This is a genomic window from Nocardia sp. NPDC051787, from assembly GCF_040681325.1.
GTDB lineage: Bacteria > Actinomycetota > Actinomycetes > Mycobacteriales > Mycobacteriaceae > Nocardia.
On record NZ_JBFAYO010000001.1, the window covers coordinates 64,595 to 78,796 of the forward strand.

The following is a 14,202-nucleotide window of genomic DNA, read 5'->3' on the forward strand; positions in this document are numbered from 1 at the left end:
AATGCCGCGTCGATTCGAGATACCGAATCGACGTGGCATTCGCTTTTGCGCGACAGCCGGGCAATTTGAGGGTTACCTAATTGGGCGGCTGTTCACTTTTTCGTCTTTTCCGGATGGTCTGGATGGTCTACCGTGCGCCCCGTCGGCCCAACCCAGGAGTCACCGTGAGTCTTCAGCCACTCGCCCTTTTCGTGAAGCACGACGGCCAGTCGTCGCGCGCCGCTGTGACGTGTGAGTACAAGTGCGCGAACGCGTGCTTCCACGAGGCGCCCAATACTTCCGCCGGTGCCTACTTCGGTGACATCGTCAGCTCCCTGAACCGCCGCGGCCTGATCAAGGGTGGCGCGGCCGCGGTGCTCGCGGTCGGCGCGGGCAGCGTGCTCGCGGCCTGCGGCGACGACGAACCGGCCCCGGCGGGATCCACCAAGCCCGCTGGTCCGCCCGGAACCGGCACCGACTTCGCCGCCGTCGCGCCGAACAAGGAAGATGCCGTGGTGATCCCGGACGGCTACGAGCAGTCCGTGGTGATCCGCTGGGGCGACCCGCTGTTCCCGGACGCGCCCGCATTCGACTTCGACAAGCAGACCGCCGCCGCGCAGGCCGAGCAATTCGGCTACAACAACGATTTCGCGGCACTGCTGCCGATCGAGGGCCAGGCCAACGGCTACCTGCTCGTGGTCAACCACGAGTACACCACCGGCCCGCATATGTTCCGGGGCTACAACAAGGACGCTGCGACCGACGAGCAGATCGCGATCACCATGGCCGCGCACGGGCTGAGTGTGGTCGAGGTCAAGGGTGATTCCGGTTCGGGCAAGCTGGCTCCGGTCTTCGGCAAGTACAACCGCAGGATCACCGCGACCACCGAGTTCAAGCTGACCGGCCCCGCCGCGGGCAGCGATTTGGTGAAGACCTCGGCCGACCCGACCGGCACCAAAGTCCTCGGCACCTTCGCCAACTGTGCCGGTGGCCTGACGCCCTGGGGCACCGTGCTTTCCGGCGAGGAGAACTTCAACGGCTACTTCGCCAATGGCGACAAGGTGACCGATCCCACCGCCACCGCCAGGCTGAAGCGCTACGGTCTCACCGCGGGCAAGACCGCCAACCAGTGGGAGCGCGCGGACAAGCGCTTCGACGTGGCCCAGGAACCCAATGAGGCCAACCGATTCGGCTATGTGATCGAGGTCGACCCGTGGGACCCGAACTCGACGCCGATCAAGCACACCGCGATGGGGCGGCTCAAGCACGAGGGCGCCAACATCTACGTCACGAAGAACGGTGACGTCCTCTCCTACACCGGTGACGACGAGAAGTTCGACTACATGTACAAATTCGTGTCCTCGCGCAAGATCCAGCCGGGCACCGGCGCGTCCAGCATGCGGCACAACCTGACCATTCTGGACGCGGGCACGCTCTACGTCGCGAAGCTCACCGGCGACCACCCGGACAAGATCGACGGCACCGGCGCCAAGCCGTCGGACCAGGGTTTCACCGGCACCGGCCAGTGGATTCCGCTGCTCGAAACCGATGCGGACGGCAAGGGCAAGTCGCTGGTCGACGGCATGAATGCCGAGGAGGTCGCGGTCTTCACCCGGCTGGCCGCCGACAAGGTCGGCGCCACCAAGATGGACCGCCCGGAGGACTTCGAGGCCAACCCCTACACCGGCAAGGTGTACGTCGCGTTGACCAACAACGACAATCGCGGCGCGGAAGGCAAGCAGGGCCCCGACGAGGCGAACCCGCGCAAACTCAACAAGAACGGCCAAGTGCTGGAGATCGACGACAACCACACCGGCACCACGTTCACCTGGTCGCTCCTGTTGGTCTGCGGTGATCCCGCGGCCGCGGATACCTACTTCGCCGGCTACGACAAGTCCAAGGTGAGCCCGATCTCCTGCCCGGACAACCTGTCCTTCGACCCGTACGGCAACCTGTGGGTCTCCACCGACGGCAACGCCATGAAGTCGAACGACGGCTTGTTCTCGGTGGTGCTCGACGGGCCGAACCGCGGTCAGACCAAGCAGTTCCTCACCGTCCCGCGCGGCGCGGAGACCTGCGGGCCGGTGGTCACCGAATCGCGAGTCATCGTCTGCGTCCAGCACCCCGGCGAGGCCGACGACGCGACCCCGGAGAACCCGCTCTCGCACTGGCCCGACGGCGGGACGGCTCAGCCGCGCCCCTCGGTCGTGGCGGTATGGAAGAAGAACAGCGGCCGCATCGGCGCCTGATACCGCAGCCGCGACCCGGCCCCTGCAACCACGGCCGTGCCCACCGCGGCTTTCCTCATAGGTGGAGCCGCTACTCGACTGGGCGGGTAGCGGCTCCACCTCCCGCATCCGCCCGGAAGTGCGGTCAGCCGCTTCCGGTGCGGAAGCCCATGTTCGCGAAGCGGGCGAGATCGCCGTGGGCGCCGCTGTAGACGTTGAGGTCGACGCGGCCCGCGATGCCGGGGATGGTGCCTCGGTCGGTGGTCTGCCAGAACGTCCAGGTCGGCCAACCGCCGGGGACTTCGGGCTGGGCGTTGCCGCGATAGTCGGCGATCCACAGGGGATAGCCGGAGAACTCAGCGGTGTCGGCCATCGCCGTGCGCCAGAAGTTGGGATAGGTGTAGATGATCGGTACCCGGCCGGTGAGTGCTTGCACGGTGGTCAGATAGCGTCGCGTCCAGTCGATCAGGGCTGGTGGCCCGAGCCCACCGGAGTCCTCGAGATCGAGCACCGGCGGCAGGTCGAGGGGACCGTTCTGTCCGAGCGCCACCGACGCGTACATCGCGGCCTGCGGTTCGGGTGGCAAGGCGGGCCGAGCGTAATGGTAGGTCCCGCGCGCCAGGCCGGCGGCAAACATCAGCAGGCTGTCGGTCACGAAGTACGGGTTGACGTAGCTGAGCCCTTCGGTGGCCTTGACCATGGCGAAGTCGTGCCCCGCCCGCTTGACGGCGAACCAGTCGATCAGGCGTCCATCGGTGTGCTGCCAGGACGAGACATCCGGGCCGGTCGGCGCGCCGGCGGCGCCCGGAGTGATAGCTGAAATGATGCTCAACGGTGCTATCAGTGACAATGCAATGCTGAGGCAACGGCTTGCCGGGCTCGCCCATGGGATTTTCATGCCATTTGACGCTAGCCACCTGCGCATGGTGTGGCTAGTGTTACTGATGTGATAGTTGCGAATAATTAACTATCAATCCCGACGCGCTCAGATCGCCTTGCCGAGACCGCTGGGCATGGCGCGGTGAGTGGTTCGATCGACTGATGACGCGGCGCGAATATCAGCGAAATCCCGCCCCCGCGCAGGGGACCGCCAGTCGGGTGCTGTTCCGGTTCACTCTGGGCCGGCGGGCGTTCATTCTGCGCCAGACGCTCATCGAGCCCGGCGGCACCAGTGGCTGGCACTATCACGACGGCACGCTGTTCGTCCTGGTCGCCCGGGGCATCCTGGACCATCCCGGAGCGGACTGCGCGCCGGTGACCTACCGCCGCTGGCGGGTCTTCCGGGAGCCGAGTGGACCGCGCTATCCGCATGTGGCGCGCAATTCAGGGCCGGTGCCGGTACTGCTGTGCGTGCTCTATGTCACCCCGGTGGACAGCCCGCTGTCGCGCAGCGTCGCGCCACCACCGTGTGCGGAATAGATCGGCGTCCGGGCACTGCCGCGCCGGGCTATCCCGATGAGTGACTCGGCCGACAGCCCCCGCCGGCGCCGCGCCGATCAGCCGGCGGGCTGGCAGGTGTCGCGTAGCGAGCACGCGCCGCAGGAGCTGCCACAGCCGCCGACTTCGGCGGGCGGGGCGATGGCGTCGGCGGCCTGCGCGGCGGCGGTAGCGCCCGCACCCAGGGTGAACAGTGCGACGACGGCGGCACCGGCCGCGACGACGAGCGCCACGATTCCGCTGGCGGCCAGTGCGACTAGACCACCGGCGAACAAGAGGGCGCCGGCCGCGATCGACGTGGGGGCGGCGACACGGTTGGCGACGCGGAACGTCTCATCGCTCGAAAGCGCGGCCTCGGTGTGCACCCCGAAGAAACGGTTACGGGGCAAACGGCCGGTCAGCCCGAGTGCGCCGGTTGCGATGGCCACCACAGCCAGCACGAACAGGACGAGAGCGACGACGAACACCCATGCAGGCTAGCGCATCGGTGCCGGCCGGCCGCCGACGGGCCGTCTGGCTGCGACCGCTACCGGAAGTCCAGGCCAGCCCGATTTTCGGTCCTGCCGACCACACGTTCTACCCTGATAGGCGAAGTTCGACGGGGATCGGCGACCACAAGAAGGCAGGACCGTGCAGGACACACGTGCAACCGAAAGCGATGTACCAGAGCACCGGTACAACGCGGAGCTTGCCGGGCGCATCGAACGCCGATGGCAGCAGACGTGGGACGAGCGCGGGACCTTCCATGCGCCGAATCCGGTCGGCCCGCTGGCCGGCCCGACCCCGGACGACAAGCTGTTCATCCAGGACATGTTCCCCTACCCCTCTGGCGCAGGCCTGCACGTCGGGCATCCGCTCGGCTACATCGCCACGGACGTCTTCGCGCGCTATCACCGGATGCACGGCCGCAACGTGCTGCACGCGCTGGGCTACGACGCCTTCGGCCTGCCCGCCGAGCAGTACGCGGTGCAGACCGGCGCACATCCGCGGGTGACCACCGAATCGAACATCGCCACCATGCAGCGCCAGCTGGACCGGCTCGGCCTCGGCCACGACCGGCGCCGCAGCTTCGCGACCACCGATCCGGAGTACTACCGCTGGACGCAGTGGATCTTCCTGCGGATCTACAACGCCTGGTACGACGTGGAACTGAACCGCGCCCGCCCGATCGCCGAGCTGGAGGCCGAATTCGCGTCCGGCGCACGGGCCGTGCCGGACGGCGGGTCCTGGACCACGATGTCGCCCGCCGATCGCGGCGCGCTGCTGGACTCGTATCGACTGGTGTACCAGACCGATTCGGTGGTCAACTGGTGTCCCGGCCTGGGCACCGTGCTGGCCAACGAAGAAGTCACCGCCGACGGCCGCAGCGAGCGCGGCAACTTCCCGGTGTTCCGTAAGCGCCTGCGGCAGTGGATGATGCGCATCACCGCCTATTCCGATCGGCTGGTCGACGACCTGGACCGGTTGGAATGGCCGGAGAACGTGAAGGCCATGCAGCGCAACTGGATCGGACGATCTCGCGGCGCGCAGGTGAAGTTCGACGCCGACGGCGAACAGATCGAGGTCTTCACCACCCGCCCCGACACCCTGTTCGGCGCGACGTATGTCGTGCTCGCACCGGAACACGAGCTGGTCGACAAGCTCACCGCGGCCTCGTGGCCGGAGAGCACCGCCCCCCGCTGGACCAACGACGGCGCCGCCACACCGGCCGACGCCGTCGCGGCCTACCGCAAGTCGATCGCGGCGAAGTCGGATCTGGAGCGCCAGGAGAACAAGGAGAAGACCGGCGTCTTCCTGGGCAACTACGCGATCAACCCGGCCAACGGCAAGGCCGTGCCGATCTTCATCGCCGACTACGTGCTGAGCAGCTACGGCACCGGCGCGATCATGGCGGTCCCCGGACATGACCACCGCGACTGGGAGTTCGCCTCCGTTCTCGGACTGCCGATCATCGAGGTCATCAGCGGCGGCGACCTGGCTACGGGTGCCCATGCCGGCGAAGGCGTGCTGGTGAACTCCGGCTACCTCGACGGCATGTCCGTCGAGGAGGCCAAGGCGGCGATGATCGCCCGGCTGGAGGCCGACGGCCACGGCAAGGGCACCATCCAGTACAAGCTGCGCGACTGGCTGTTCGCCCGCCAACGCTACTGGGGCGAGCCATTCCCGATCGTCTACGACGAGCAGGGCGCGCCGCACGCGCTGCCGGAATCCATGCTGCCGGTGCGGCTTCCGGAGCTGGACGATTTCGCCCCGGTGACCTTCGATCCGGATGACGCGGATTCCGAACCGTCCCCGCCGCTGGCCAAGGCGACCGACTGGGTGGAAGTCGAACTGGACCTGGGCGACGGGCCGAAGCGGTACCGCCGCGACACCAACGTCATGCCGCAGTGGGCGGGCAGTTCGTGGTACGAGCTCCGCTACGCCGACCCGACGAACGCCGAGACGTTCTGCGCCAAGGAGAACGACGCGTACTGGCTGGGCCCGCGCCCCGCGGAACACGGCGAGAACGATCCGGGCGGCGTCGACCTGTACGTCGGCGGCGTCGAGCACGCGGTGCTGCACCTGCTGTATGCCCGGTTCTGGCAGAAGGTGCTGTACGACCTGGGTGACGTGTCGGCGAGCGAACCGTACCGGCGGCTGTTCAACCAGGGCTACATCCAGGCGCACGCCTACACCGACGCGCGTGGCGCCTACGTGCCCGCCGCCGAGGTCGTCGAGCGGGACGGCACGTTCTTCTGGACCGACGCCACCGGAACCGAGATCGAGGTGTTCCAGGAGTACGGCAAGATCGGAAAGTCGTTGAAGAACGCGATCTCTCCCGACGAGATGTGCGATCTGTACGGCGCGGACACCTTCCGCTTCTACGAGATGGCGATGGGTCCGCTGGACACCTCGCGGCCGTGGGCGACCAAGGACGTCGTCGGCGCGCACCGGTTCCTGCAACGCGCGTGGCGCCTGGTGGTGAACGAGGAGACCGGGGCGCTGCGGGTCACCGACGCCGCGCCGACCGACGAGACGCTGCGCCTGCTGCACAAGACGATCGCTGGCGTGGACGAGGATTTCGCCGCACTGCGCGACAACACGGCGGGCGCCAAGCTGATCGAACTGACCAACCATCTGACCAAGACCTACCCGGGCGGCGCGCCGCGCTCGGTCGTGGAGCCGATGGTGCTGATGCTGGCTCCGCTCGCCCCGCACATCGCCGAGGAGCTGTGGGAACGGCTGGGCTATACCGAATCCCTGGCGCACGGCCCCTTCCCGGTCGCCGATCCAGCGCTGCTGGTGGAGCAGTCGGTGGAATACCCGATTCAGGTGAACGGCAAGGTGCGCAGCAGGATTCAGGTGGCCGCCGATGCCGACAACGCGACGATCGAGGCGGCCGCGCTGGCCGACGAGAAGATCACCGAGCTGCTCAATGGAGCAGCGCCGCGCAAGCTGATCGTGGTGCCGGGGCGTCTGGTCAACATCGTCGCCTGAGTCGTCCGGCGTAGGCGGCGCGGTAACTGCACGACATCGCGCGTGGCCGGGAGTTTGCGCTGGCACCCGGCTGGACAGCGCACCGTCCCGCCGCGCCGCGCGGCAGTGGTGACAGCACGCCGCGTGCAGCTACCGTGCGTTGGCACGGACGCGGTGCGATCCGGTGGAGCGCCGGTCGTTCAGTACGGCCGCAGCACGATCTCGGTGGGATGCGCGTCGCGCGGGGTATCGATGGCGGCGCGCACCGCGTACGCCACCGTCTCCGGTGTGAGGAATTCCTCAGGCCGATACTCGCGGCCCTCACCGGCGATGATCTCGCGCTGCATGTCGGTATCGATGCGGCCCGGGTGAATCGACGTCACGCGCAGTTCGGGTTCTTCCAGCCGCAGTGCGTCACCGAACGCGCGCAGCCCGAATTTGCTCGCGGCGTACGAGGCCCAGCCCGCGTTCGCCCGCAGCCCGGCGCCCGAGTTGATCAGCACCACATGGCCATTGCCCGCCCGCAGCGCGGGAAGCAGCAACCTGGTCAGCTCGGCTACCGCGATCAAGTTGGCTTCCAAGGTGTTTCGCCATTGCTCGACTGTGGAGCCCGCGATGGTCCCCAGATCGGCGATACCGGCGTTGTGCACCAGCACATTCAGCCGCTGGATCGGCGCGGCAGCCGCGGCGACGGCGGGATAATCGGTCAACTCAACCGGCCAGCCCGTGGCGGCGGGCAACTCCGCCAGAATGCCGCGCAACGCCTGGGCCGATCGGGCGCCGAGCAGCAGGTCGTGCGTCGGTGCGAGCTCGCGGGCGATGGCGGCGCCGAGCCCGCGGCTGGCACCGGTGATCAACGCGGTCGGTATCGAGGTCGCGGCGGAAGTCATGGGCCCCACCGTAACCGGCGGTGGAACTAAGGCGTAAAAACCCGTAGCAGTGGACGAAGGACTAGCGATGCAGGCATGAATCGACCGACAATTCTCGGGCAGCGATCACGGGATGGGGCATTCGAGGTTGAGAACCGCCGAAGAGGAGCCGGCCACCGGCCGGTGGGACGGAGCCGAAACGGACACCGCTGAGCGGGCATATCTGCGGGTGACATCGCAGAATAGGGGGATGGCACACCCGGGCTTCACACCGACCCAGCTCGCGGCCCGCGCTGCCTACCTGCTGCGCGGGAACGACTTGGGCACGATGACCACCGCGGCGCCACGACTGTATCCACACATGTGGAGCTGGGACGCGGCGTTCGTCGCGGTGGGACTGGCTCCGCTGAGCGTGGAGCGGGCGGTGGTCGAGCTGGACACGCTGCTTTCGGCGCAGTGGAAGAACGGGATGATCCCGCACATCGTCTTCGCCAACGGCGTGGACGGCTACTTTCCCGGCCCGGCCCGCTGGGAATGCCGCAAGCTGGCCGCCAACGCACCGGACGGCCCGGACACCTCCGGCATCACCCAGCCGCCGGTACACGCCATCGCCGTGCAGCGGATTCTGGATCATTCGCGCAGGCACGGGCGCACCACCAGGTCGGTGGCCGAGGAGTTCCTCAACCGGCGCTGGCCGGACCTGGTGCGCTGGCACCGCTGGTTGGCGCACGCCCGCGATCCGAAGGAGACCGGCCGGATCACGCTGTATCACGGCTGGGAATCCGGGATGGACAACTCGCCGCGCTGGGACCGCGCCTACGAGAACGTGATGCCCGGCGACCTGCCGCCGTACCGTCGCGAGGACGTGCTGGTGATCTCCGATCCGAGCCAGCGCCCGACCGATCGCGAGTACGACCGCTATTTATGGCTGGTCGAGCAGATGCGCCGCGCGGGCTACGACGACTACCAGCTCGCCTCAACCATGAGCTTCGCCGTCGAGGACGTGTTCGTCACCGGGATCTTCGCGCTGGCCTGCGAGGTCCTGGCGAACATCGGCGAGGAGTACAAGCAGCCCAACGCCGACGTGCGCGACCTGCACGCGTGGGCCGACCGTTTTCGCGCGGGCGTCATCGCGACCACCGACGCCCGCACCGGCGCTGCCCGGGACTTCGACGTGCGGTTGCGGCGGTGGATCAACACCGAGACGCTGTCGATGTTTGCGCCACTGCTGTGCGGCGGGCTGCCCCGCGACACCGAGCGCAGCCTGCTGCGGCTGTTCGAGGGCCCACGCTTCTGCGGGCACCCGGATCTGCGCTACGCGCTGCCGCCCTCGACCTCGCCGGTCTCCAAGGACTTCCGCTCCCGTGAGTATTGGCGCGGCCCGGTGTGGCCGGTGATGAGCTGGCTGTTCTCCTGGGTCTTCGCCAGGCGAGGCTGGGCCGAGCGCTCGTTCATGCTGCGCGCCGAGGGTCTGCGCCAGGCCAGCGACGGCGCCTTCGCCGAGTACTACGAGCCGTTCACCGGCGAACCGCTGGGCAGCATGCAGCAGTCCTGGACGGCGGCGTCCGTGCTGGATTGGCTGGGATAGGCACGCGCCGGTCGCACGGACTCAACGTCATCTCGTGGCGAAGTTCGAGCGCTACGGTGTCGAGGTCGGGGTGAGGGCTCGGAGGACGGCGTGGTCCGCGGCTGGGTCACCGACGGCGATCCGGGCGCTGCCGTCGGAATAGCACTTGGCGGCGATGCCCGCGCGGCGTAGGGCAGTGCCGATGCCGGGTCCGGGGAGGTAGAGGAAGTTGGCGTGGCTTTCCGGGACTGCGATGCCGCGGGACAGGAGCGCGGCGCGGAGGGCGTCACGCGCTTCGGTGATGCGGAGGGTTCGGGCGGTCAGTTCGGGTTCGGCGGCGTAGGAGGCGGCGACCGCGGCCACGGCCGCCGCGCCCATCCCGAAGGGTAGTTGCAGTTTGCCGACCCGCGTGATCAGTTCGGTTCTGCCGAAGGCGTAGCCGATGCGCAGCCCGGCCAGGCCGTACGCCTTCGAAAAAGTGCGTAGCACAAGCAAATTAGGGTGTCTCTTGATCAGCGCGAGCGGGTCGGTGTATTCGGCGGCGCCGAGGAATTCGACATATGCCTCGTCCAAGAGCACAGGTATCCGGGTGGGCACGTCGGCCAGGAACGCCTTCAGTTCGTCGGCCGGAATCACCGTGCCGGTCGGATTGTGCGGACGGCACACCACGACCAGTGCGGTCCGTTTGCCGATGGCCCGTAGCATCGCCCGCAGATCCTGATCGCCCGCCTTGCCGAGCGGCACCGGCACGCCCGCCACGCCGGTCATCTCGCACATGATCGGGTACCCGTCGAAAGTCGGCGCACCATAAACGATGTCCGCTCCCGGCGTGATCAGCGACTGCATGATCTGCATCGCCACCCCGGTAGCGCCCGAGCCGACCACCACCTGATCGGCCCGCACACCCACGTGCTGTGCGATCAGCATCGGCAGTTGCCGCGGCAGGAATTCCGGATACCGATTCGCCTGGGCCAGCGTCATGTGCACGGCCCGCAGCACCGAGGGCAGCGGTGGGAACGGATTCTCGCTCAGGCTCAGGTCGAATCGCGGCGGCATCCTCGGGGACACGTACTGCCGCGATGGCCGTGTCTCGTCGGCGATGCGAACGCTCATCGCGCGGCGCCCCAGCGGACGGCGGCCGCACCCGCGAAGTCGCCCGCGTGCGCGAAGGCCGCCATCAGTACCAGTGATCCGTTGGGCAGCCGGCCCGCCCGGTTCTCCACGTCCAGGGTCACCGGGATACCGGCGGCGAACAGATTGCCGCAGGAGTCGAAGGTGTCCGGATGCCGCTCCGGCGGGAGCTCCAGTGCGTCGTGCCAGTTGCGCAGGAACAAGCGGTTCGGCTGGTTGGTGACGAAGGTGTCCACCTCGCTGCCCTTCACGCCGATCCGATCGCACACCGCGAGCGCCACCTCGGGGACCAGGCGGTTGCCCCGGGCGAACACCTTGGTGACCTTGGACTCGGTGAAGCTGACGCAGCCCTGCCCCTGGCCCGGCTCCCAGTACTTGCGTTCGCCGTTGGTGGAAAAGTCCATGTCCCCGGCGAATTCGGGATAGGTACGGCATTCGATGTCGAGGATCGGCGCGCTGTCGTCCTTCCGGAGCAGCCCCACGCCGCAGCCGTCGCCGGGCACCGGCGCCTGGGCCAGCTTGCGGATCTCGGTCTGGGTGAACACCGGCCCGGCGCAATTCTGTGTCACCGCGATCAGCGCGGTGCGGGCGGTGGTGGTCTGCAACACCATGCGAGCCATCGCCATCATGTGCACGAATGCCGCGCAACCGCCGTTGTGCACGTCGTAGACGAACGAGGGGCGGATGCCGAGCCGTCGCGCCACCTCGGGACCGCAGCCGAGCACCGGGTTGTCCGGCAGCTGGGTATGGGTGATCAGCACGTCGACGTCGGTGATGGCGTCGTCGCCGTGGCGCTCGATCAGCGGCGCCACCGCCTGCTCGACCATGTCCACCGCGGTCTCGTCGCGTGCCACGTGATGGCGGCCCTTGGGCGCGCGGAACATGACGTTCTTCGCCATCCGGTCCGAGCGCGCGAACTGGGTGAAGTATTCGGTGCCGACCGGTTCGCCGGGCAGGTAGCTGGACACGTCGACGAGGCTGACCGGCGGCAGTCCCGAGGTGTCGTGGTGCGGGGGGTTGATCACGTGCGTCTCACTTCATCCAGTCGGGCTTGATGGGCAGGCCGTGCGCCGCCCGGTACTCGCAGATCGCCTTGAGGTTGTCCATCTCCAGCTGATGACCAGCCGAGAACATCTCCCAGAAGTCGCCGACCCACACCGGCCGCTTCGGTGGCGCGGTCTCGGGGTAGGGGTTCTCGTCGTAGAACGGGTGCTTGCAATTCACCCACAGCACAACCGAACCCGGCTTGTTGAACACCACTTGCGCGTCGATCACGCGCAGCAGGTAGATCATCCACAGGTGCTGTCCCTGGTCCCAGGCGCAGTGATAGTCGACGGTCATCGCGTCGGGGTGCGCGACGGTGCGGGTGAAGATCTTGGTCTCGGAGCCGAGCCGGTCGTAGGCCAGCCAGAGTCCGGGTTCCTCGGTCTCGGCGAACCCGCGCAGGCTGTAGGTCCACTCCTCCAGCGACCTGGTATCGGCGAGGTATTCGTACACCTCGCGCGGCGGGGCGGCGATGTAGGCCTGCACCGGGCAGTATTCGCCGTAGATCTGGTCGTGCGGGTACACCGATCGCAGCATGTCCATGATGATCGGAGTGGTCGCGTCCTTGTCGGAGTTCTCGATCCGCAGCACACCCGCTGGGACGTCCGGGATGTCGCTGAGCGCGGGCAGGGAACTTGTGGTCACGGTGTACTCCTCTCGGCAGGCGCCAGCGTGCGGGCTGGGCGAGCCTGGTTCATCAGGGGTTCCTGGATTGCTCGATGGTCGTCAGGAAGGGCAGGAACGGGGGGATCTCGTCGGGGTCGCATTCGATCGAAAGGAACGAGGGCCCTTCGGTTTCCAGGCAGTACCGCAAAGCGCGGTCGAGTTCGCCCGCGGTGTGTGCCGAGAACGCGGGCAGCTCGGGGAACATGGCCGCGACGCCCGCGCCGAGATACGCGGGACGAAATCGGTTGAAGCTGTATCGATCCCGGTAGTACAGCTGCTCCCTGGTCACACACATGGCGTGCGCGTTGTTGTTCAGCACGATGAAAGTGACGGGCAGGGCATGCTCGATCGCGGTATGCAGTTCCAAGCCGTGCATGAAGAACGCGCCGTCACCCCCGATGACCACCGTGCGCCGCGTGCCGTCCGCCGTCGCCTTCCGCGCGAACGCGGAGCCGATCCCCGCGCCGAACGCGTAGCCCATCCCGCCCATGCCCAGCGCGACGACGAACCGCCCACCGCGCGGGACCCGGAGATGATGCACCACCGCGGCGCCGGTGTTGCCCGCGTCCGCGAACACGTCGGTGCCCTCCGGCAGTGCGGCCTCGATGGTCTCGACCAGGTCCCGGTAGCGCAGGCCGGGACCGGTGGAGTCGGGCACGCGCAGCGGCGTCGGCGGTTGCGCCGAACCGTCGCGTTCGGATTCTGCCGCGCCGCCCGATAGTTTCTCGGCGAGATCGGCCAGGGTGCGCGACAGGTCGGTGCTGGTCGCGTGGATGGCAGGGAAGTACGGCGGGGCGACGCCGACACTCGCCACCGTGCATTCGCTGAGCAAAGGTTCCAGGCCGGCGCGCGTGGTGACCGGCAGCCGAGTGCCGACCAGCAGGCACAGGGCCGAGGACCGGATGGCCGCGGCCAGCTCGGGATGACCCATGGTGCCCGCGACGCCGCAGAACGCGGGGTCGGCATTGTCGTAGGTGTCCTTCGCGTCCGGGGCGACACCGACGGCGGCGTCCAGCGCGGTGGCCAGGCGAGCCAGCTCGTCGCGCGCGTCGTCGCGCGCGACTTGATCACCGGCGATGATCACGATCTTTCCGGTGTGCCGGGCCCGGGCGAGTGCGTCGCGCACGCGGGCTGTCCCGGCTCGGTCGGATTGATGCGTCCTGGAGGACAAGCGGAACGGCGCGACCTCGCCCAGGTCGGCCTGCTGCACGTCTTTGGGCAGCAGCAGTACCGCGGGCCCGCCGCGCCGGGCGGCGCCGACCGCCCTGGCCACCTGATCGGGCAGGTCGGCGCCGGTCTCCACGCGCGCGCAATAGGTGCTGACCGCGCCGAACAGGCGGACGGCGTCGATGGCGCCCGCCCGTCCGCTGGTGTCCTGGAAGGCGCCGTTGCCTTCCAGCGACGTCGGTGGCTGCCCGACCAACGCGAGCACCGGAACCCGCGACGCGAAAGATTCGGCAAGTCCGGCAACCAGATTCATCGCCCCGCCGCCGGAGGTCGATGCGACGACGCCGAATCCACCGGTGCTGCGGGCGTAGCCGTCGGCCATGGTGGCCGCGGAGAATTCGTGCTTGGCGATCACGCCGGTGACGTCATCCGGTGCGTCGAAGATCGCGTCGTACAAGTCCTCGATATTGGCGCCGTCAACGCCGAAGATGTGCCGCACCCCCAGCGCCGAAACCGCTTGCACCAGATAGTCCACGACCCGCATCGGCACTCCCTTCCGCTGACGAACGTTCGGCTGCGTACACGAGTGATACGGGCTGGGCCGCCGGATGGTTCAACGGCGGATCAGAAGATGCATCCACCGATCTTGCGTGTACGT

General features: G+C 68.0%; 11 protein-coding genes. 4 read left to right on the forward strand and 7 right to left on the reverse strand.

Annotation, left to right across the window (positions count from 1 at the left end; all coding sequences use genetic code 11):
• The first annotated feature begins 164 nt into the window (after positions 1 to 164).
• Positions 165 to 2,228: a PhoX family phosphatase gene (locus AB0M45_RS00330; RefSeq protein ID WP_364320831.1), complete on the forward strand. Its 2,064-nt coding sequence runs from the start codon at positions 165 to 167 to the stop codon at positions 2,226 to 2,228.
• A 124-nt stretch (positions 2,229 to 2,352) separates the two neighbouring features.
• On the opposite strand, the gene AB0M45_RS00335 is transcribed toward AB0M45_RS00330, so the two are convergent.
• Positions 2,353 to 3,105 carry a glycoside hydrolase family 25 protein gene (locus AB0M45_RS00335; protein ID WP_364320834.1) on the reverse strand — a complete coding sequence of 251 codons (753 nt, stop codon included), beginning with the start codon at positions 3,103 to 3,105 and terminating at the stop codon, positions 2,353 to 2,355.
• Positions 3,106 to 3,248: 143 nt separating this feature from the next.
• Here AB0M45_RS00335 and AB0M45_RS00340 point away from each other — a divergent pair, with 143 nt between their 5' ends.
• Positions 3,249 to 3,626, forward strand: a complete 378-nt coding sequence (locus tag AB0M45_RS00340) for a hypothetical protein (protein WP_364320837.1) — start codon at positions 3,249 to 3,251, stop codon at positions 3,624 to 3,626.
• Between the two features lie 77 nt (positions 3,627 to 3,703).
• On the opposite strand, the gene AB0M45_RS00345 is transcribed toward AB0M45_RS00340, so the two are convergent.
• Complete coding sequence (locus tag AB0M45_RS00345; RefSeq protein WP_364320840.1) at positions 3,704 to 4,111, reverse strand: SdpI family protein; 408 nt, start codon at positions 4,109 to 4,111, stop codon at positions 3,704 to 3,706.
• 163 nt (positions 4,112 to 4,274) lie between these two features.
• On the opposite strand from AB0M45_RS00345, the gene leuS reads away from it, so the two are divergent.
• A complete protein-coding gene (leuS, locus tag AB0M45_RS00350; RefSeq protein WP_364320843.1) occupies positions 4,275 to 7,121 on the forward strand; it encodes a leucine--tRNA ligase in 2,847 nt (948 codons plus the stop codon).
• Positions 7,122 to 7,300: 179 nt separating this feature from the next.
• On the opposite strand, the gene AB0M45_RS00355 is transcribed toward leuS, so the two are convergent.
• Complete coding sequence (locus AB0M45_RS00355; RefSeq protein ID WP_364320846.1) at positions 7,301 to 7,990, reverse strand: SDR family oxidoreductase; 690 nt, start codon at positions 7,988 to 7,990, stop codon at positions 7,301 to 7,303.
• 229 nt (positions 7,991 to 8,219) lie between these two features.
• Here AB0M45_RS00355 and AB0M45_RS00360 point away from each other — a divergent pair, with 229 nt between their 5' ends.
• A complete protein-coding gene (locus tag AB0M45_RS00360) occupies positions 8,220 to 9,557 on the forward strand; it encodes a glycogen debranching protein (RefSeq protein ID WP_364320849.1) in 1,338 nt (445 codons plus the stop codon).
• Positions 9,558 to 9,608: 51 nt separating this feature from the next.
• Here the strand turns inward: AB0M45_RS00360 and AB0M45_RS00365 are convergent, their stop codons facing one another.
• From AB0M45_RS00365 to AB0M45_RS00380, 4 genes are read right to left on the reverse strand one after another with little or no spacing between them, the layout of a single operon-like run.
• Entirely contained in the window at positions 9,609 to 10,592 is a 984-nt protein-coding gene (locus tag AB0M45_RS00365) for an aminotransferase class I/II-fold pyridoxal phosphate-dependent enzyme (RefSeq protein WP_364321724.1), read from the reverse strand.
• 53 nt (positions 10,593 to 10,645) lie between these two features.
• On the reverse strand, positions 10,646 to 11,659 hold the full coding sequence (locus AB0M45_RS00370) for a 3-oxoacyl-[acyl-carrier-protein] synthase III C-terminal domain-containing protein (protein ID WP_364321727.1): 1,014 nt from the start codon (positions 11,657 to 11,659) through the stop codon (positions 10,646 to 10,648).
• Positions 11,660 to 11,699: 40 nt separating this feature from the next.
• Complete coding sequence (locus AB0M45_RS00375) at positions 11,700 to 12,356, reverse strand: SRPBCC family protein (RefSeq protein ID WP_364320852.1); 657 nt, start codon at positions 12,354 to 12,356, stop codon at positions 11,700 to 11,702.
• Between the two features lie 52 nt (positions 12,357 to 12,408).
• Positions 12,409 to 14,088, reverse strand: a complete 1,680-nt coding sequence (locus tag AB0M45_RS00380) for a thiamine pyrophosphate-binding protein (RefSeq protein ID WP_364320855.1) — start codon at positions 14,086 to 14,088, stop codon at positions 12,409 to 12,411.
• Between the last annotated feature and the right edge of the window lie 114 nt (positions 14,089 to 14,202).

Coding starts and splice junctions, on each gene's coding strand:
- AB0M45_RS00335 (WP_364320834.1), bottom strand. CDS start 3,105: ATGAAAATCCCATGGGCGAGCCCGGCAAGCCGTTGCCTCAGCATTGCA.
- AB0M45_RS00340 (WP_364320837.1), top strand. CDS start 3,249: ATGACGCGGCGCGAATATCAGCGAAATCCCGCCCCCGCGCAGGGGACC.
- AB0M45_RS00355 (WP_364320846.1), bottom strand. CDS start 7,990: ATGACTTCCGCCGCGACCTCGATACCGACCGCGTTGATCACCGGTGCC.
- AB0M45_RS00360 (WP_364320849.1), top strand. CDS start 8,220: ATGGCACACCCGGGCTTCACACCGACCCAGCTCGCGGCCCGCGCTGCC.
- AB0M45_RS00365 (WP_364321724.1), bottom strand. CDS start 10,592: ATGCCGCCGCGATTCGACCTGAGCCTGAGCGAGAATCCGTTCCCACCG.
- AB0M45_RS00380 (WP_364320855.1), bottom strand. CDS start 14,088: ATGCGGGTCGTGGACTATCTGGTGCAAGCGGTTTCGGCGCTGGGGGTG.